The 18,881-nt window shown below is 71.9% G+C and carries 17 protein-coding genes; 7 read left to right on the forward strand and 10 right to left on the reverse strand.

From position 1 onward, the window contains the following. Positions 1–7 precede the first annotated feature (7 nt). Positions 8–253 (forward strand): DUF3311 domain-containing protein, encoded by a 246-nt coding sequence (locus tag AB0G84_RS32085; RefSeq protein WP_361328687.1) that lies wholly within the window; start codon positions 8–10, stop codon positions 251–253. Continuing rightward, positions 250–1,815, forward strand: coding sequence for a sodium:solute symporter family protein (locus AB0G84_RS32090; RefSeq protein ID WP_361328689.1), 1,566 nt, complete (start codon positions 250–252; stop codon positions 1,813–1,815). Before AB0G84_RS32085 ends, AB0G84_RS32090 begins: the two co-directional genes overlap by 4 nt. Here AB0G84_RS32090 and AB0G84_RS32095 read toward each other — a convergent pair. The 3 genes from AB0G84_RS32095 to AB0G84_RS32105 all read right to left on the reverse strand — a co-directional run bounded on the left by AB0G84_RS32095 (position 1,793) and on the right by AB0G84_RS32105 (position 5,219). Continuing rightward, positions 1,793–2,749, reverse strand: coding sequence for an SCO0930 family lipoprotein (locus tag AB0G84_RS32095; protein ID WP_361328692.1), 957 nt, complete (start codon positions 2,747–2,749; stop codon positions 1,793–1,795). The two genes, AB0G84_RS32090 and AB0G84_RS32095, sit on opposite strands and share 23 nt — an antisense overlap. A gap of 155 nt (positions 2,750–2,904) precedes the next feature. Beyond that, positions 2,905–4,464, reverse strand: coding sequence for an NADH-ubiquinone oxidoreductase-F iron-sulfur binding region domain-containing protein (locus AB0G84_RS32100; RefSeq protein ID WP_361328695.1), 1,560 nt, complete (start codon positions 4,462–4,464; stop codon positions 2,905–2,907). After that, complete coding sequence (locus tag AB0G84_RS32105) at positions 4,461–5,219, reverse strand: hypothetical protein (RefSeq protein ID WP_361328698.1); 759 nt, start codon at positions 5,217–5,219, stop codon at positions 4,461–4,463. Before AB0G84_RS32105 ends, AB0G84_RS32100 begins: the two co-directional genes overlap by 4 nt. Positions 5,220–5,805: 586 nt before the next feature. Between AB0G84_RS32105 and AB0G84_RS32110 the strand changes: the two genes are divergently transcribed. Then, positions 5,806–6,606 (forward strand): helix-turn-helix domain-containing protein, encoded by an 801-nt coding sequence (locus tag AB0G84_RS32110; protein ID WP_361328701.1) that lies wholly within the window; start codon positions 5,806–5,808, stop codon positions 6,604–6,606. 193 nt (positions 6,607–6,799) lie between these two features. Here AB0G84_RS32110 and AB0G84_RS32115 read toward each other — a convergent pair whose 3' ends face one another. The 4 genes from AB0G84_RS32115 to AB0G84_RS32130 all read right to left on the reverse strand — a co-directional run bounded on the left by AB0G84_RS32115 (position 6,800) and on the right by AB0G84_RS32130 (position 10,566). After that, complete coding sequence (locus AB0G84_RS32115) at positions 6,800–7,654, reverse strand: hypothetical protein (protein ID WP_361328704.1); 855 nt, start codon at positions 7,652–7,654, stop codon at positions 6,800–6,802. 286 nt (positions 7,655–7,940) lie between these two features. Beyond that, entirely contained in the window at positions 7,941–8,708 is a 768-nt protein-coding gene (locus AB0G84_RS32120; RefSeq protein WP_361328707.1) for a metallophosphoesterase family protein, read from the reverse strand. 243 nt (positions 8,709–8,951) lie between these two features. Further along, complete coding sequence (locus AB0G84_RS32125; RefSeq protein ID WP_361328756.1) at positions 8,952–9,131, reverse strand: hypothetical protein; 180 nt, start codon at positions 9,129–9,131, stop codon at positions 8,952–8,954. Positions 9,132–9,600: 469 nt separating this feature from the next. After that, positions 9,601–10,566 carry a DMT family transporter gene (locus tag AB0G84_RS32130; RefSeq protein WP_361328710.1) on the reverse strand — a complete coding sequence of 322 codons (966 nt, stop codon included), beginning with the start codon at positions 10,564–10,566 and terminating at the stop codon, positions 9,601–9,603. Positions 10,567–10,631: 65 nt separating this feature from the next. On the opposite strand from AB0G84_RS32130, the gene AB0G84_RS32135 reads away from it, so the two are divergent. Beyond that, positions 10,632–11,699 (forward strand): LysR family transcriptional regulator, encoded by a 1,068-nt coding sequence (locus AB0G84_RS32135; protein ID WP_361328713.1) that lies wholly within the window; start codon positions 10,632–10,634, stop codon positions 11,697–11,699. A 104-nt stretch (positions 11,700–11,803) separates the two neighbouring features. Here AB0G84_RS32135 and AB0G84_RS32140 read toward each other — a convergent pair whose 3' ends face one another. From AB0G84_RS32140 to AB0G84_RS32150, 3 genes are all read right to left on the reverse strand, one after another. Next, positions 11,804–13,282 (reverse strand): DUF1996 domain-containing protein, encoded by a 1,479-nt coding sequence (locus tag AB0G84_RS32140; protein ID WP_361328753.1) that lies wholly within the window; start codon positions 13,280–13,282, stop codon positions 11,804–11,806. A 97-nt stretch (positions 13,283–13,379) separates the two neighbouring features. Beyond that, on the reverse strand, positions 13,380–14,027 hold the full coding sequence (locus AB0G84_RS32145; RefSeq protein WP_361328716.1) for a DUF4142 domain-containing protein: 648 nt from the start codon (positions 14,025–14,027) through the stop codon (positions 13,380–13,382). A gap of 197 nt (positions 14,028–14,224) precedes the next feature. Continuing rightward, positions 14,225–16,279: an AMP-dependent synthetase/ligase gene (locus tag AB0G84_RS32150; protein ID WP_361328719.1), complete on the reverse strand. Its 2,055-nt coding sequence runs from the start codon at positions 16,277–16,279 to the stop codon at positions 14,225–14,227. Positions 16,280–16,441: 162 nt separating this feature from the next. Between AB0G84_RS32150 and AB0G84_RS32155 the strand changes: the two genes are divergently transcribed. From AB0G84_RS32155 to AB0G84_RS32165, 3 genes are all read left to right on the forward strand, one after another. Next, positions 16,442–16,747, forward strand: coding sequence for a DUF6412 domain-containing protein (locus tag AB0G84_RS32155; RefSeq protein ID WP_361328722.1), 306 nt, complete (start codon positions 16,442–16,444; stop codon positions 16,745–16,747). Between the two features lie 204 nt (positions 16,748–16,951). Further along, the gene (gene yidC / locus AB0G84_RS32160; RefSeq protein WP_361328725.1) at positions 16,952–17,779 is read left to right on the forward strand and encodes a membrane protein insertase YidC; all 828 of its coding nucleotides are present in this window, start codon (positions 16,952–16,954) and stop codon (positions 17,777–17,779) included. Between the two features lie 226 nt (positions 17,780–18,005). Next, on the forward strand, positions 18,006–18,863 hold the full coding sequence (locus AB0G84_RS32165) for a fumarylacetoacetate hydrolase family protein (protein WP_361328727.1): 858 nt from the start codon (positions 18,006–18,008) through the stop codon (positions 18,861–18,863). Positions 18,864–18,881: the final 18 nt, after the last annotated feature.

An 18,881-nucleotide genomic window follows, 5' to 3' on the forward strand; every position in this document is an offset into this window, starting at 1 on the left:
TTCCCACGTGCGAAACCAGTCCTTTGGAGACCGGGCCCCGGGCTCCCGAAAGCGTCCCGCGCTGCTGTGGCTGCTGCTGCCGTATGTGCTGTTCCTGGCGGTGCTGCCGCTGGTCGACCGGGTGACACCGACCGTGCTGGGCCTGCCGTTCCTGGTCTTCTGGATGCTGTTGGCCACCCTCGCCACCCCGCTGTCGGTGTGGCTGGCGCGCCGCGGCGACCTCCGGCGCGGCCCCCACCGGGAGCGCTCATGAACGCCGCCGTCTCCACCACCGTCTTCGCCGCCTTCATGGTCCTCACCGTCGTCCTCGGCCTGCTCGCGGTGCGGGGGAGGGGCGGCGCGAAGGGGCGCGCGGAAGGGACGTCCGCGCAGGGCGGCGGCGGGCTGGCGGAGTGGTCGGTGGGCAGCCGCAGCCTGGGCACCGTCTTCATCTGGGTGCTGATGGCCGGCGAGAGCTACACCAGCTTCAGCTACCTCGGCGCGGCCGGCTGGGGCTACAACTTCGGTGCCCCGGTGCTCTATGTGGTGGCCTACATGTCCTGCGGCTATGCGCTGGGCTACGTCGTCGGGCCGATGCTGTGGGCCTACGCCCGCCGGCACGGTCTGATGGGCATCACCGACATCGTGGCGCACCGCTACCGCCGGCCCTGGCTCGGCGCCGCCGTCGCGGTGCTCGCCACCGTCTGCCTACTGCCGTACATACAGCTGCAGATCACCGGCATGGGCGTGGTGGTCTCCACCCTCTCCTACGGGGCCATCAGCCTCAACTGGGGCTACTTCCTCGGCTTCGCGATCACCACCGGCTTCGTGGTGGTCAGCGGACTGCGCGGCAGCGCCTGGGTCTCGGTCCTCAAGGACGTCCTGGTCATCGTGACCCTCGGCTTCCTGGTGGGCTACGTGCCGCTGCACTACTTCGACGGCTACGGGCCCTTCCTGGAGCGGGTGGTGGCCGAGAAGCCGCAGTGGCTGACCTTCCCCGGGCATGACTCCGGTGGGCTGGGCCAGGTCTGGTTCGTCACCACCACGCTCGTCAACTCCCTGACCGTGGTGATCTTCCCGACGACCGTGGCGGGCTACCTCGGCGCCCGGAACGCCGATGCGCTGCGCCGCAACGCCGTCCTGCTGCCCGTCTACAACGTGCTGTTGTTCGTGCCGATGCTGCTCGGCCTGGCGGCGCTGTTCGTCGTCCCCGGGCTGACCGGTGCGGACTCCAACCTCGCGCTGTTCAAGATGGTGGTGGACTCCCTCCCGGCGTGGGCCGTGGGCGTGATCGGGGTGGCCGCCGCCCTCTCCTCCATCGTGCCGATGGCCGTGTTCATGCTGGTCATCGGCACGATGTGGGGGAGGAGCGTGCTGGGCGCCCTGCCGCGGCTGGCCGACCGTCAGAAGCTGTGGTCGCAACTGGTGGTGGTCGCGGCGGGAACGGTGGCGCTGGTGTTGACCTACACCGCCCCCGACACCCTCGTCCGGCTGTCGCTGATCTCGTACGAGGGCATGGCGCAGCTCGTGCCGATGCTGCTGCTGGGGCTGGTGTGGCGGCGGCTGACGTGGTCCGCCGCGGTGAGCGGCCTGGTCGTGGGCTTCGCCCTGGTCTGTGTCCTGGTCTTCGGGGGACACGACCCGCTGTGGGGGATGAATGCCGGTCTGGTGGCACTCGCCGTGAACCTGGCGGTGGCGCTGGCGGTCACCCGGTGGGGGCCGCGGGACGCCGACGACCGGCCGGACGCCGAGGTGCTGGCGCTGGACGACGAGTTCCCCCGGGAGACGGCCCCGGTGCGGGGCGGGGAGACCGTCAGCCCGCAGGCGTCGTCGTGATCTTCTTGCCCTCCTTGGAGACCGCGAACCACAGGCCCATCTTGCCCTGGCCGTTGATGTCACCGGGCTGCTTGTCGCCCGTGAAGGTGTAGACCGGCCAGCAGTCGACGGCGAGCTGGCGCAGCCCATCGGGGCGGGTGACGGTGGAGATCAGCTTCGACGGGATGCCCTTGAGCTTGGAGCGGTCGGCGGGCTCGGCCGGCTTCCAGGTGTCCAGGCAGGCGTCGTTGCAGCCGAACTTCATCGGCCAGGCGCTGTCCTTGTTGAAGCGGTAGAGCGTCATGCCCTTGCCGTCGACGAGGATCTGGCCCAGCTCGGGCTGGTTCATCACCGAGACGTCGGCGGGCGCCTCGGCGCTGGCCTTCTTGCCGTCGGCGGTCAGCGCGTTCCAGGTGCCGCCCACGCCCTGGCCCTTGGTGTCGCCGGCCTTGGTGTCCTTGGCGTAGCGGTAGGCCGGCCAGCCGCCGATGGTCAGCTGCTCGGTGCCGTCGGCGCGGGTGACCGAGCCCAGGTCCTTCTTGGCGATGCCGGCGGGGGCCGAGGCGCCGTCGGCGGGCACCGGCGGCCAGGCGGTGGCGCAGGAGCCCGAGCAGTTGGACTTCGGCGGCTTCGCGGTGTCCTTGTCGAAGCGGTAGAGCGTCATGCCCTTGGAGTCGGTGACGACCGGGCCGAGCTTGGCGTCCTGGTGCAGGGCGAGCGTCCCGGCGCTGGGCGCGGCCTCCGCCGGCTTGGCGCCGCTCCCGCCGCCGTAGCCGTCGTCGCCCGCCGCGGAGCCGGAGGAGCCGTACTGGCTGGTGCCCTGGCCCGCGGGCTGGACGTTGTCGGAGACCGGCGCGGTGCCGGCCCCCTGGTTGTCGCTGCTGCCGCAGGCGGTGGTGAGCGCCAGGGTGGCGACCGCCGCGGCCGCGAGTCCCGCACGACGTCGAGTGATCATGGTGTCTCCAATGCCGTTGGGCGAAGTCGAAGGGCGAGGGTCGTTCCGTTGAGCGAGGGGCGGGTTGCCGCCGCCGGGGGATACGGCGTACGCGGTGGCCGGCGTTCAACCCGCCCGAACTTTGTCGCCAGATGCCAAAAACCGTGCCCGGGCGGTCAGTTGCCGCCCTGCACCCGCAGCGCCAGCGCCGGGCAGCGGCGCACCGCGAGCTGTGCCCGCCGCCGCATCCGGGCCGGCAGCGGCATGCTGGCCCGCTCCGGATAGCCGTCCGGGCCGAGCTTGATGATGCCGGGCACCACATCCGCGCACAGGCCGTGGCCGCGGCACAGCGTCCAGTCGACCAGCAGCCGTTCCTGCGGCGGGGCGGCCGGGCGTACCCGCGCCGGTGCGGTCACCGGCGCGAGGGACGGCGGCGGCTGGTGCGCGGTGGCCGTCACCGGCAGCGCCCCGGTCACCGGGCGCCCGCACCCGAACCCCTGGGCGTGCCGCTCGAACTCCTCGGGGAAGGCGGCCAGGGCCGAGGCGACAAACCGCGCGGTGCCGTCCGGGTGGCTGCACGCGCCGCGCTTCTCCACGGCCCGCATCCGGGCCCGTACGGCCTCCAGGGCGCCCGTGCCGCCGCCCCGTACCGCGCGGTCGAGTTCGTCGGCGAGCGCCGGCAGGCCGAGCACACAGGGGCCGCACTGGCCGGCGGACTCGGCGCCCATCCACTGCGCGACGCGTACCGTCTCGCCCGCGGGGCAGGTGTCGTAGGGCAGCGGTAGCACCGCGCCGGCGCCCAGCACCGCGTTGTACTCGGCCAGCGACTCCTTCGACAGCGCCGCGGTCAGCGCGTCGGTCGGCGACACGAACGTCCCGTGGTAGCCGCCGATCAGCACGCCCTGCCCCTGGTCCATGCCGCACAGTGCCAGGACCCGGGCCAGCGACACCCCGTAGGGGACCTCCACCACCATGCTGCCGGCGACCGTCAGCAGCAGGGTGCCGGGCTCGGTCGGCAGGCCCGCGTTGCGGTAGCCGAGCGCGCCCAGCCGGGCGGCGACGGCGAGTTGGGCGTAGGTCTCGGTGTTCGACAGCAGGGTCGGCACACCGTTCAGCCCGCGCTCACTGGAGCGGATCTTGCGGCCGGAGGGCAGACCGGCCCCGCCGCTGAGCCCGTTGGTCATGGCCGAGCCCTCACCGGTGACGAACCGCTCGGTGAGCAGGGTGACCCGTAAAGCCGGCCGCACCGGGCCGCGTTCGTCGATCGCGCGCTGCACCGAGTCCAGGACGTCCTCGCGGGTCACCCCCAGGGCGACCTCCTGGGCGCCGAGCGCGTCGGCGGCCAGCAGCGCGCCGTCCAGCACCAGGTGGGGCGCGTGCAGCAGCAGCGCGGTGTCCTTGAGGCAGCTGGGCTCGCCCTCGCTGCCGTTGACGACCACCGCCCCCTTGCCGTCGGCGCGCTTCATCCCGTCCAGCACGGCGGTGAGCTTCCGGGCGAAGGGGAAGCCGGCGCCGCCGCGGCCCCGCAGGTCGATGTCCTCGGCCAGCGCCACCAGTTCCTGCGAGGTGAGCTGGGGCAGGCTGCCGTGCCGTGACAGGTGCGCGACCCGGTCCATGCGCGGCAGCTCGTCGAGCCCGGCCAGCAGCCGCGGCGGCCCGAAGGACGCCAGCGTCGGCACCGGCTCGGGGGCCGCGGCCAGGACCGGCAGCAGTTGGGTGGGGGCGGGGGCGGTCATGGGAGTTCTCCTGAGTTCCTGCGTGCTTCGCGCATCCGCAGCGCCAGCCGGACGGCCACCGCGGCGAGGCAGATGGCGTATCCGGCGGTGGCCCAGCCGGCCGCCGCACGGCCCGACTTCAGGCCGTGCACCAGGGCCAGGCCCCAGGCGAGATACGCGCTCATGTGCAGCGCCCGCCACCAGCGGGACGCGGTGATACCGGTGAAGGCGCCGCGCACCGCGCCGGTCACCGCGACGGCGACGAACAGGTACCCGGCCAGGGTGCCCAGTCCGATGAGTCCCGGACGGGCGCCGTCGGTGAACGGCACGGCGGCGGACGCCGAACTGACGTGACCCTCGGCGACCTTGACCCAGATGTGCAGGCCCAGGAAGCCCAGGCCGGCGATGCCGGTGCCACGGTGCACGGCCTGGGCGAGCAGCCGGTGCCCGGTGTCCAGCACCATCCGGTCAGTGGCGGCCAGTCCCCACAGCACGGTGACGGACAGCGAGACCAGGGCGAGCACCCCGGCGCCGAAGTCCAAGAAGCGCATCAGGGTGTCGGCTGCCCCGGAGTGCAGGGTGACGGCGATGAAGAGCAGCAGCGCGGCCGGAAGTGCCGGGCGCAGCAGCGCTGTTCCGCTGAGGCCGCCGGACGGACGCCGGCCCGGCGGCCCGGGTTCGTTCGGGGGGCGCCGGGGGCGCGGCACGGTTGGCGAGGGCCGGGCTCGGTGTGCGGCACGGCGGCCCTGGCGGCTCTCCAGGCGTGGTGCGGACATCGGACCTCCCGGTGTCGGGGCATCGGGTGCGGATGCAAATTCCGTTGAATTCCCTTGCGGGGTATTTGCCCGCGGCTATTGCGCGGCTTTTGGGTGGGTGACCGGCGGTAACATTCAACATTCCGTAACCGGCCGGATACGCAGGGCGCTGTAATGCGGATGTGCAAAAGCATCTACGAACGCGTTCAGGCTTTCGTAAGGTTTATCGCGCTGTGACAAATTCCCGCCCCGGCGTCGCGGTCACGCGAGCGACTCCGGATGATGCCCAGTCAGGCGCACGGGGGCGCCTCCCCCCTGTCCAAGCCGCATCCCCGCCAGGATCGAGGTAGCGATGTGTGATCTCCTTAACCGCATCTGGTCGCGTCCCCGAGGCGAGTGGAACCGGGTCGTCAGAAATGAACTCCCGGACCTCGCTGAGAAGGTGGTCGCGGAGTTGCAACGCGGTTTTCCCTCATTGGCCGCACTTCTCGGTGATACCCCCGTAGAAGAGGCCGAATGGGCACTGGAACAGGCCCTGCTGACAGTTCTGGGTTACCAAAAACAGTCGGAAAGTAAACGTCCGGCTGTCTCCTCCGTCGTCACACCGATGCCGGTGGCTCGGGCCCGCCAGGACCTCTTCGAGGTGCTTGCCGGTCAACGCGACGCGCCCGAGGGCGGGTTGGACGAGTTGGGACGGGCGGCCGGCTGGCCGGTCCCCGACACCCTCCAGGCCGTGGTGCTCGCCACCCCCGCCGAGGCCGCCCAGCTCGCCGCCGCCCTCGGACACGCCCTCATCGGCACCGTCGACGGCTACACCTGCCTGTTCGTACCGGACCCGGCCACCCAGACCCGGGCCCGGATCGAAGCGGCCCTCAAGGGCCGGCCCGCCGCGGTCGGCCACGTCGTCCCGGCGACCGACACCGCCTCGTCCCTCCGCTGGGCCCGCTACTTGCTCACCCTCGCCCCCAGCCGGGTGGGCCCCGAGTCGCGCCCCGCGTTCGTCGACGACCACCTCTCCGCCCTCCTGCTCCTCCAGGACGAGTCACTGGCCGACGCGCTGACCTCGCGCTGGCTCGGGCCGCTGGAGGAGCTGACCCCACGGCAGAGCGAACGCCTCGAAGTCACCCTGCTCGCCTGGCTGGAGGGAGGTGGTGCGCCCGAAGCGGCCAAGCTCCTCCATGTCCACCCGCAGACGGTCCGCTACCGCTTGCGCCAGATCGAGAAGCTCTTCGGCCCGGTCCTCCGCGACCCCCGCACCCGCTTCGAACTCGAAATGGCCCTCCGCAGCCGCCGCCTGATGACCCACGTCCGCACCTACCGAGCCCGCGCCGGCCGCCGAGCCCGCGCCGTCGCCTCCTCGATACGCCCCCTGGGCATGGCCCGGGAGGCCCGCGTCAACGGCTTGTGACCCACACACAGCCATCAACGGCTTGTGACCCACACACAGCCATCCCACCGCGCCACCTGGTCTGACGTTCGCCACCCCAATGTCAGCCACAGGTGACCGCACCACGACGGCCCCGCCCGGGGAGATCCCTGGGCGGGGCCGTCGCGCTGGGCGGGCACACCCTCCCCGGTGAGTCCGTCCCGTGCGAAAGCGCTCATGAGGTCAACGTCGACACTTCCGAGGCAAGTTCCGCTGCCGTGGGCCGTTCCTCGGCCCGGGCGAGGAGGACCGGGCGCAGGATGCGCTGGTACGCGGGCCAAGGGGTCGCGGTGTCGAGGGGGAGCCGGCGGTCGGCGATCCGGTCCCGGAGCTCCTCGGAGCTGAGCCGGCGCGGGTCGATCCCGGCCGCCGCGTAGTCCAGTGGCCAGCGGCCGGTGAGGCAGGTCCACAGGCTCCCCGCCAGGGCGTACACCTCGGCCGCCGTACTGGGGGTGACGGGCCGGACGCCGGCGTTGATCGAGCAAGCCAGTTCCGGTGCCACCAGGTGCGTGATCCCGCCGCGGAACTGCGCGGGCGGCTCAAGGCCGGCGCGCCAGGCCCAGGAACAGTCGATGAGCCGTACGCCACCAGCGGTATGGATGCCATGGGCGGGCTGGAGGTCGGAGTGCACCCACCCGGAGGCGTGCAGTGCGGCCACGGCCCCACAGAGCTCCACGGACGCGGTGACGGCGTGCGTCTGCCCGCCCCTCCCGCGCCGGAAGGAGGTGAAGGCCTGCCAGGTCGACGGGCCGGTGAACCAGCGGGTCACCACCCATGCGGTGGCGTGGTCCCCGCCGGCGGCCAGAAAGTAGTCCGACCAGCCGAGCGAGCCGAGGACGTGCCCCTCCCGCCGGGTGGCCGTCGCGCCGTCGCCCCTGCCGACCTTGACGGCCACCACGCCGTCCGGGCCGGTCGCCCGCCATACCGCCGCCCCTCGGCGGTGGGTGATCTGCCTCAGCTCGACCGGCGTGCCGCACACCACTCGGGCGGCGGCGCGGGCCGACGGGGGACACGGAGGGAACTCGCCCATTCTTCGACTGCCTTCCACTCGTGCGGAATCGCCTGCGCCCGGAACAGCCCGCGGCCGTCGTCCACGGCGGAGGACGGCGTGCGGGCCCGGTGCGGAGCGTCAGCCGAAGACCGGGGATCGACCGGCCGGACGACGCCGCGTACCGGGAGGAACGACACGGGCGGGGGCGGGAAGGATGTGCCGTCTCGACGGCGGGCTCAGTAGGTGTCCCCGCCGCGATCCACTCCTCCCGCGTCCGCGTCACCGTCAGGGCGTGCGGGGCAGAACCTTGTGATCGCCGTGCTGATCACTCCGCCCCGGTCCGGCCGTCCCGGGGGCCGAAGGCGGTCAGTGCGTCGGTGTCCGTGGCGCGGGCGCGGAGGTAGTAGTCGGCCCAGCCCGCGATGTCGGGGTAGCTGGAGTGGCGGGTGAGGTGGGCGACGGCGGCGTCGATGTCGTAGGGGGTGGTGCGCAGGTCGACGCCGGGGCCCAGGAGGGCCCAGTGGGCGCCGCTGCGGCCGTACGGCATGCCGATGCTGCCGGGGTTGACCACCAGGCGGCCGTGGGCGAGGCGGACGAAGGGCATATGGGTGTGGCCGCAGACCACCGTGTGGAGGTCGTCGTCGAGGCCGTCGAAGACCTCCTGCCAGCGGTCGGGGCGGGAGTCGACCAGGACCACCTCCTCGTCGTCGCGGGGAGTGGCGTGGCAGAAGAGGACCGGGCCCAGGCCGCGGACGGCGAGGCGGAGGGTGGCGGGCAGGCTGGCCAGCAGGTCGAGGTGGTCGGGGCGGAGCTGGGCGGCGGCCCAGGGGGTGATGTCGTCCGGGACGGGGGCGTCCTCGCCCCGGCCGTGGGCGAGGAGTTCGCGGTCGGCGTTGCCGCTGAGCCAGAGGGCCCGCTCGCCCAGTCCGGTCAGCCGGTCCAGGACCTCCGCCGGCTGGGGGCCGGAGGCGAGGTCGCCGGTGAGCACGATGCGGTCCGCGGCGCGGACCTCCGGTTCGGCGAGCACCGCCTCCAGGGCGGGCAGCACACCGTGGATGTCGGAGAGGACGGCTACGCGGTTCAGGGGTGTCATGGCCACCACTGTGGGGCGGTCCGTGCGGGGAGGCGGGGACGTTCGCCCGGCGCGTAGGAAGGTCCGTAGGGTGGGTTGGGGACCGGTGGGCAGGCCGGAACGCGGTGGTCTCAAGGTGCCGTGGTGCCGTCCGGATGCGGTGACCACGCACAGCGACGCCGGCGCGTGGGCGCCGGTGTCGCTGTTGGAGGAGGGACAGTGGTCTGGTGGGGGCGGCGGCTAGGTCGCGGGGCCCCGGGGACGTCAGGTGCACTGGCGTCCGCTGTCGATGTTCTGGCCGTCCCAGCAGTTCTGGAACGCGAAGGTGCGCACCACCTGGGAGCCGTTCGGGCACGGCGGGTAGCGGCCCTTGAGCTGGCGGTTCTCGAAACCGGTGCAGCTCCAGGAGACGTTGACGGGCGTTCCTGAGTTCCCCCGGCGCACTGCTGTCTGCTGTTCTCTTCTGCCGAGAGGTGTCTCGCGGTCGTGTGCTCCCCTTTCCGGTCGGCGCGGCGGGAGAGTGGGGCAGTTCACCGCCTGTCGCAGCGCTTCCGCAGGGTGATGGCGAATACCGTCGAAAGTCTGTGCCTGTTCGCCGTCTTCGAGGCTGGCCTTCGGAAGGTCGGCGTCCGTCCTGGGATATGCCGTCCTCGTGCTCGATGCGAAACGCGTGACGTGTACGACGTGCGTGTCGTACTCGTTGTACTCGTCGCGCTCGTAGCGTGCTCGTCGATATCGCTGAGTGGTGTCAGTGGTATCGGGGATATTTCCCTGCCCAGGCTTTGGCCGTACCCGGTGAGTGGTCGGGGCGGGTAAGTGAGAGGTGCCTCCTGTCGGATTCACTTACCGCCTGGCGTTTTCCTCGTCGTGCGGCGGAACTTCCGCCAGAAGGGCGTGCGGTGCGGGCACCACTTCAGGAGCGAGTGCGGCTGGTCGACGGGCGCGGTGTGCGGTGGGAGAACCACACCGCGGCGATCACGATCACGCAGCCGGCGAGCTGGGCGGCGGTGGGCGTCTCCCGCAGGACGACCAGCCCGAATCCGATCGCCATGACTGGCTGGAGCAGGAGCAGGACGGCGGAGGCGTTCGGCGCGAGCCGCGGCGTTCCGGCGCTGATCAGAAGCCAGGCCGCCACCTGACCCAGCAGGGCGAGCGCGCTCACCCAGCCCCAGGACGCCAAAGTGAGCGACAGGGTGATTCCGGTGGTGAACAGGCCGATCACGCCGGCGGTCACCGCGGCGGCGCCGGTGGCGATGCAGATCGGTGTGACGACGTGCCCCGGACTGCGTGCGCCGGACGCCCGGTTGAGGTAGAGGTACGCGGCATAGGCGACACCGGCGGCCACGCCCAGCAACGCCCCGCGCACCGGATTGCCGGATTCTGAAGCGTCTTCCAGAGCGCCGCTCGCCAGCGCGATTCCGGCCAGCATCACCGGAAGGGTGAAGACGAACCGGCGGGACATCGCCGTTCCCCCGATCACCCGCGCCAGCAACGGGAATGCGATGACCTGCACATTGATGAGCACCGAGGCGACCGAGGCACCGACGTCCAGAACACTCCTGGTCCACATGACGTAATCCGCGCCGAGAAATACACCTGCGCACACCGCGTATCCCTGAAGCGGCAGTGGCAGCCACCCTTTGCGCCGTACCTCGTGCATCAGAAGAGGCACCAGAGCGACCAGTGCGAGGGTGCAGCGCAGAAATGCCGCGGTGCCCGCATCGATGTCGGCCAACTTCACGAGCATCGCCGACGTCGATAAACAGGCGGCCCCGCCAATGACCAATGCCGCGGGGCCGGTTGTGCCGTGCGGTGGTTTACGGCTGGTGTGATCGGAAGTCGTCACAGGGGACGTTGAGGTCGCATCCACAACCTTCACGGTGACAGCGTGAGTCCGGTAACACTATTCAGAATTCATGAGGGCAAAGCATTAGCCTGGCTTACATGATCACGTGGGAGAGGCTGCGGATCTTCGCCGCCGTGGCCCGGCTCGGTTCCGTGGGCGCGGCGGCCGAGGCCCTGCACATCACCGGCCCGGCGGTGTCCCAGCAGCTGCGAAAGCTGGAGAAGGAGGCCCGGTGCCGGCTCATCGAGCGGGACGGCCGTGGCATCAGACTGACCAGCGCCGGACAGCTGCTGGCCGCATCCGCGCAGTCCATGGTGGCCACGCTCGCGGACGCCGAACGTGACCTGGCCAATCTGCATGGCCTGGTCGCCGGTCCGCTGCGCATCGGCTGCGTCGCCAGTGCCCTGCGGGCGCTGCTCCCGCAGGTGCTGCACCGGCTGACCGAACGCCATCCCCGCCTCGAACCGTCACTGCGGGACGGCGAGGCGGTCGACATGATCCCGATGCTCCAACAGCGCCGGCTCGACGCGGTCGTCACCGAGAGCTGGACGCACCGCCCGGCTCATATGCCCTCCGGTGTACGGACCACCCGGCTGCTGCACGAGGACGCCCAGCTGGCGGTCCCGCAGGGGCATCCGCTCGCCGACCGGGAGTCCGTGGCGCTGAGCGAACTGCGCGGCGAGCTGTGGACCAGCTGTCCCGAGGGGAGCGATGCCCACGAGGGGCTGCGGCAACTGCTGCGCGCCCATGAGGTGGAGGCGAACGTGCGCTACTGCGTGTCCGACTACGCCACCCAGCTCCATCTGGTGGCGGCCGGGCTCGCGGTGACGCTGGTGCCGCGGATGGTGCGCAGCTCCGCACCCCCGGGCGTGCGGTTTCTGCCCTGCCGGCCGACCGTGTCCCGCAGTGTGCTCGTGGCGACCGCCGCCGACGCCGAAACCCCGGGCGTACGGGCCTTCATGGCGGAGCTGATCGGGGTCGTCCGCCAGGCCGAGCCCAGCGATCCGGAGCACCTCCGGCGCGACCCCACCCCGCCGGACCCCACCCCACCGGACCCGGGCGCGCCGGCAGGGGATACGTCGGCCCCGGACGCGCCGGCCCTGGACGCGCCGGCCCCGGATACGTCGGCCCCGGACGCGGCGACGGGCCCCGGCCCGGGAGGCTGACGCGGACAGCGCGCAGCGACGCCGGCGCATGGGCGCCGGCGTCGCTGTTGGGGGAGGGGCAGTGGTCTGGTGGGGCGGCGGCTAGGCCGCCGGCCCCGGGGACGTCAGGTGCACTGGCGTCCGTTGTTGATGCAGTCGACCGCCTTGCTCATCAGGTTGTCCGGCATCACGTTGATGAAGTCGCCGTGGTCGGTGACGGGTTTGTGCAGCTGTTCGGGGAAGCTGTCGACCGCGAAGCTGTTGCCCTGCGGCACGTCGTAGGTGATCCGTTCGACCAGCTGCGGGATCGCCCGGAAGTTGTTGGGGCAGTTGCCGTTCTGGTCGGAGAAGGCCACGTGGTCGCGGTGGTTGCCGCTGTCGATGTTCTGGCCGTCCCAGCAGTTCTGGAACGCGAAGGTGCGCACCACCTGGGAGCCGCTCGGGCACAGCGGGTAGCGGTCCTTGAGCTGGCGGTTCTCGAAACCGGTGCAGCTCCACGAGGCGTTGGCGTTCTTGGTGCCGTTGGTGAACGCCTTGGCGTCACCGGTGATGATCCGCAGGAAGCGGGGCATCGCCTCGACCTGGCCGGACTGGCTGCCGCGGTAGGTGAGGGTCACCGTGGACGGGGTCAGCACCGAGCCGACGTTGGCGTCCTGGGCGGCACCCGGCTTCTGCTCGGCGTTGCCGTCGAGCTTGCGCAGCACCGGCCAGTAGTAGGTCGACTGGTCGCCGTTGTTGCAGGTGGTGTCGGAGGCGGCGAGGGAGTCGTTGGTGGAGTTGCCGTCGGTGGTGGTGTTGCCGACGTAGTCGTGGGTGTGGTGGGCGCCGTTGCTCACGCCCGGCGTGACGATGACGTTGTCCGAGTTGAAGTGGCCCTCTTCGTTGCGGCCGCACTCGGTGGTGAAGGTGCCCGTGGTGGCGTTGCCGCCCTTGGGGGCGGCGAACGGCGGGGCGTCCGCGTTCGGCTGCACGCTGGTGATGTCGACGAAGTCGTCGGGGGCGGGGCCGCCGGGCTGCTGGCCCTGCTGCTGCCCGCCGTTCTGGGCCTGCCCGCCGTCCTGGGCCTGTCCGCCGTCCTGGCCGGGCTGCTGCTGGCCCGGCTGCTGGCTCTGCTGGCCGTCCTGCGGCTGGCCCTGCTGCGGGTTCTGGCCCTGGTACCAGCCGTCCTGCGTGGACTTGGTGGAGTCGTAGCCGCCGGACCCCGCTCCCTCGTTGACCGACTTGGTGGTGCAGCCGCTCATCTTCAGCAGGTAGCTGGGCCGCTTGGTGTCCTTGGCGATCGCGGAGACCATCGTGGTGATGGTGCGCTGCCGCTGCTGCTTGAGCCGGGCGAGGATGTCATTGCTGCCGCCGTCCATCCACTGGTGGTACGCGTCGTGCACCTGGCGGTCCAGCGTGGACAGCCCCTTGGACACCTGGAGCTGGGCGCCGTGCGGCACCTGCCGCAGCCGTTCACCGACATCGGGGCACGAGATGGTGGTGGCGGTGATGGTGTGCCGGTGGCCCGACGGCGCCGCCTGGTCGGAGTTGCCGGCCAGCGCCGTGGTGGCGACCGCGGCCAGCCCGCCGCCGCCCAGCAGGAGCGCGGCGGCGCCCACCATCATTCTGTTCGTCAAACGCGAGCGCTTGTGGCCCTGTTGGCGTTGACGTTGCCTCATGAGATCACTTCGCTTCGTCCGGTGTGAGGGGTGAAGGGGCAGCTCAGCTGCTGTGCAGGGTGTCGAAGTTGACCTGGCCGGTCTTCTCCAGAACCGTGATGTGGTCCAGCACGGTGGAGTTGGTCTTGTCGGCCAGGGCACGCACCATCGAGTTGCGGGTCTGGTCGCGGACCATCGCGATCAGACCGAAGACCTTGCCGTGGGAGCGGCGCAGCAGCTCGGCGAAGAGGGCGGGGTACTCCGCGTCCGAGGCGGAGTTGAGCTGTCCGAGCCAGCCCTGCTGCTCGGGGGTGGGCTGGTTGGGCAGCGGGATGCCCAGAGCCCGCCCGGCCTCCACCGACCGCCGGTCCAACTCGGTGTGGCCGGCCACGAGGTGGTCGCCGGCGGTCCGGATCGCGGCGGTCTTGCCGCGTTCCTGGGCCTGCCGGCCGGCGGGCATCTCCCACAGTCCGGCCAGCCGCACCTTGCGCACGAAGTCCCGGTCCATGGCGCTGAGCGGCCCGTAACGGGTGTTGACCGTGCCGCCGCCGTCATCGTCGTACGAGACGGTGTTGGTCGCCGCGGAAGCCGTCTCGCCGAAGAGCTGTACGGGCACCAGCAGTGCCGCGAGCGTGGCCACGAGGGCGGCGACGACCAGTCCGGTGGCGATGGTCCGCCCGGATGTTGCGGAGTTGCTGAGGATCGACCGCACACGGCCTCCCGGTTCGTCACTACTGGAACGCCAACGGACGCTAAGCGCCCCGGCGGTGCTTGTGGCGTGGCTCCTCACCCCCGGACAAATATCGGCCGGGCCCGTTGCGAGACTGTTACGGTGTCGCAACGGGCCCGGCCTTCACGGGCGGTGGCCCTCGGCATGCCCTGTGCTGCCCGGGCGCCGCCCTGCCGTGCTCAGCGCGCGTACAGGCCCGCCGCGGCCAGCCGGCGGCGTTCGCTGCGGGTGTCCGGCTCCTCGCGCGCGCCCTGCGCGTACAGGGCGTCGATCTCTCCCGCGTACGCCCGCACAATGGCCTCTCTTCGCAGCTTCCGGGACGGTGTGACCAGCCCGGACTCCTGGCTGAACTCGCCCGGCAGCACCCGGAAGGCGCGGATCGACTCGGCGCGGGAGACCGACGCGTTCGCCCGCGCCACCGCCCGCCGCACCTCGCCCTGCAACTGTTCCTCCGGCGTCGGCCCCGCACCGGCCTCGGCCGGCTCGCCGCGCAACTGCCGCCACTGCTCCAGCGCTTCGGGGTCCAGCGTGATCAGCGCGCTCACATACGGCCGGTTGTCGCCGACCACCACGCACTGCGAGACCAGCGGATGGGCGCACAGCCGCTGCTCCAGCCCCTGCGGGGCCACGCTCTTGCCGTTGCTGGTGATGATGACGTCGTTCTTGCGACCGGTGATCACCAGATAGCCGTCCTCGTCCAGGTGGCCGAGGTCGCCGGTGGGCAGCCAGCCGTCGTAGAGGCCGCTGCCGTCCATGCTGGACCTGTCGTACCTTTCGTGCCTGTCGTACCTGTCGAACCTGCCGTCCCTTCCCTCCCCGCTGTCTCTGCTGTGCCTGCTGTGCCTGCCGCCCCTGCTGTGCCTGCCGCCGGGTCGGCCGGGTCCGTCGGGGCCACCGGGGCCACCGGGGCCGCCGGGTTCGTCGAGGTAGCCGGCGAACACCACCGCACCGCGCACCCACACCTCACCGTCCAGCGCCACATGCACCCCGCAGCCCGGCAGCGGCATGCCCACCGTGCCGAACCGCACCCGGCCCGGCGGCTGGGCGGTCACCGCACCGGTGGTCTCGGTCATGCCGTAGCCGTCGTAGACGGTGATGCCGAAGCCGGCGAAGAGCAGGCCCAGTTCGCGGACGAGCGGGGAGCCGCCGGAGACCGCGGTGCGCACCCGGCCGCCCAGCAGCTCCCGGATGCGGGAGTAGACCAGCCGGTCGTAGAGCGCGTGCCGGGCCCGCAGGAAGGCGTCCGGGCCGCGCCCGGTGCCCCGCTCCTCCTCGGCGAGGGCCTCGGCGTAGCGCACCGCGACCGTCATCGCCGCGTCGAACGTGCGCAGCTTGCCCTCCCGTTCGGCGGCCATCCGGGCGCGGGTGCAGATCTTCTCGAAGACGTACGGCACCGCGAACGCGAACGTCGGGCGGAACGAGGCGAGCGCCGGCAGCAGCTGGTCCGACGAGGGATCGGGCTGATGGGCCAGCTTCACCCCGCCGCGCATGCACGCCACCTGCACCACCAGCCCGTAGATGTGCGCGAACGGCAGGAACGCCAGCAGCGAGGGCCGTTCACCGGGCTCGGCCAGCAGCCCGCCCCAGCCCGCGTAGAGGGTGTCGCACTCGGCGGCGAGGTTGGCATGGGTGATCACACAGGCGCGGGGGCGCCCGGTGGTCCCCGAGGTGTAGACGAGCGCGGCGGGGGCGTGCGGCGAGACCGCGTGCCGCAGCCGGTGCACAGCGGCCTCGGGCACCCGGATGCCCTCCTCCGCCAGCCGCTGGATGCAGTCCAGGTCCAACTGCCACAGGCGGTGCAGCCGGGAGCGTGCGTCACAGGCCTCCGCCACGGTCATGGCGTGCGCCTCGTTCTCCACCACGATCGCGGTGACCTGCGCCCCGTTGAGGATGCCCCGCAGCTGCTCGGGTGAGGCGGTCGGATAGACCGGCACCAGCTGGCCGCCGATCGCCCAGAGGGCATAACTGAACAGCGTCCACTCGTAGCGCGTACGGGACATCAGCGCGACGCGGGCGCCGGGCCGTATCCCGTCCGCCAGCAGCCCCCTGGCCAGGGCCATCACCTCGTCGCGAAACTCCTTCGCGGACACCTCCTCCCATTCGTCTGCGGCTCTTTCGTCGCGGCGGGCGAGCTGAGCGAAATCCGGCTGGTGAGCGGCGGTGTCGAAGACGGAGTCGGCGAGGCCGCCGGTCCGCAGTGGAGCCGCCAGGGCCGGAACGCTGATGTCGCGCACAGCACCTCCTTGGTGTTCCCCCTTGATCCCCCTGGTCCGCTGCCGTCCCGACGGCAGGGAGGGCAAGTTATCGGCCGGTCTCCCGGCTGCCCAGAGGTGTGGCTACTCTTGAGCGGAAGACGACAAGTCCGGGGCACGCGCCGCACAGGAGGAGGGCATCGGATGTACCGCATGGTCGACGCTGGCCGCCTGTACCTCTCCGCGCTCCTGGTCCTCCTCACCGGCTTCCTGCTCACCCAGACCGGGGTGGCCACCGCCCTGACCGCCGCCGCGACCACGGCCGCGGTGCTGCTGCTGTGCCAGGCCGTCCTGATCGCCGCCTGGGCGCCGGCCGTGCCACCGGGCCGGGTCCGAACGGCGATCCGCGACCGTGAGCGACGTACCGCGTTCCTGCCCCAGCGCGACCCCGACGCGGCCGGCCGGCCACGCCCACGAGCACCCGGCCACACCCTCCCGACGGCCGCGTAGACACCGCCGCACCGCCACACCTCCGCCCGCCCCTGCCTCCCGACGGGGGACCGACATCCGGTCCGCCTCCGGGGCACCAGGGTTCGACATCCGGCCCCCGGGGCCGGCCCGCGGGGGCTGCTGCTTCCTGCTGCCCGGTGTCTGCGCCACCCGTCACGCCGTATCCATCACCCCGGTACGACGAGACCCGTGGAGGGCTCACCCATGTCCGTTTTCGACTTTCTCGGCGAGGCGCTGACGCACGGCGCCGAGGCCATCGAACCGCTCTTCGGCACCGCCGCCATGGCCGCCGCCATCGTCCTGTGCACCCTCGCGGTACGCGCCGCGCTGCACCCGCTGGCCCGGGCCGCGGCCCGCGGAGAGCGGGCCCGGGCCGCGCTCGCCCCACAGCTGGCCGATCTGCAGCGCAAGCACCGCAACGACCCCGAGCGACTGCAGCGGGCGGTGGCCGACCTCTACGCCGGTGCCGGCTCCTCGCCACTGGCCGGCTGCCTGCCGACGCTGCTCCAACTGCCCGTGTTCTTCGTGATGTACCACCTGTTCTCCACCGGGGCCGGCGGGGTGCTGGACCACACACTGCTGGGCGCGCCGCTCGGCGGGCACTGGAGCCAGGCGCTCGCCGACGGCGGGGTCTTCGGTCCGCACGGCCGGGTCTACCTCGTACTGTTCGCCCTGGTCGCGGCGGTCGCCACGTGGAACGACCGGCGCGCCCGGGCCACCGTGGCCGCCTCCCCGGCGCCGGCGGCGGGCGGTGACGGGGCGGTGCCCGGCATGGCGTCGATGACCAAGGTGCTGCCGCTGCTGTCGTTCGGCACGCTGATCACGGTGGCCGTGGTACCGCTGGCCGCCGGCCTCTACATGGTGACGACGACGGCCTGGACCGCCGGTGAACGGGCGCTGCTCCACCGGGGCGCGGGGACGTCGGGTGGCGGGGCGGAGGCCGCCGGGAACGCGGCTGCGAAGCCGGCCGGCAAGCCTGCCGGGAAGGCCGCCGCGAAGCCGGCTGAGGGGACCGTCACGGCCTCTCGGTGACGGTAGCTCTGCGCGCCCTGTGCCCGGTTGATGTCGGGTACAGGGCGCGCTGCTGTGGGAAGGCCGTGCCGGTGCCTTCGCCGCCCGCTTCGGGTCCAGTCCGTGAACGGGGTCTTGCGGACTGAACCCCGTTCTCGGAGGATCAGCCACATCGCTCGATGGCCGTCCCCCATCGGCCGCCCCGGAGGCTCCTCCGGGGCGACCTTCGACCACGGGAGTTGAATCGATGAAGCTGCTGCGTGTCGGAACGGTGGGGGCCGAACGCCCGGCGCTGCTCGACGCTTCGGGGACCCTGCGGGACCTGTCGGACCTGGTGCCGGACATCGACGGAGCGCTGCTGGCGGACGACGGACGGCTGGCCCAGATCCGGGCCGCCGCGGCCTCCGGGGAACTGCCGGCCCTCGACGCGTCCGGGCTGCGCACCGGCCCCCCAGTGGCCGGCATCGGGAAGATCGTGTGCATCGGGCTGAACTACCACGACCACGCCCGGGAGACCGGGGCCCCGACCCCCGAGGAGCCGATCGTCTTCCTCAAGGCCCCGGACACCGTCGTCGGCCCCGATGACACGGTGCTGGTGCCGCGCGGCAGCGTGAAGACCGACTGGGAAGTCGAACTCGCCGTCATCATCGGCCGCACCGCCCGCTACCTGGAGACCGACGAGCAGGCCCGGGCGGCGGTGGCCGGCTACGCCGTGGCGCACGACGTCTCCGAGCGGGAGTTCCAGATCGAGCGCGGCGGCCAGTGGGACAAGGGCAAGAACTGCGAGACGTTCAACCCGCTGGGCCCCTGGCTGGTCACCGCCGACGAGGTGCCCAATCCGCAGGCGCTGGGCCTGCGGCTGTGGGTCAACGGCGAGCTGAAGCAGAGCGGCAGCACCGCCGAGCAGATCTTCCCGGTGACCGAAGTGGTGCGCTACGTCAGCCGGTTCATGACGCTGTACCCGGGTGACGTCATCAACACCGGGACCCCGGCCGGCGTCGCCATGGGGCAGCCCGAGCCCAAGCCGTACCTGCGCCCCGGCGATGTGGTCGAGCTGGAGATCGACGGCTTGGGCCGCCAACGCCAGGAGCTTAGGGGGGCGTAGCCCCACGTTGTCGGCTTT

The organism is Streptomyces sp. NPDC020742, from assembly GCF_040641675.1.
Classification (GTDB): domain Bacteria; phylum Actinomycetota; class Actinomycetes; order Streptomycetales; family Streptomycetaceae; genus Streptomyces.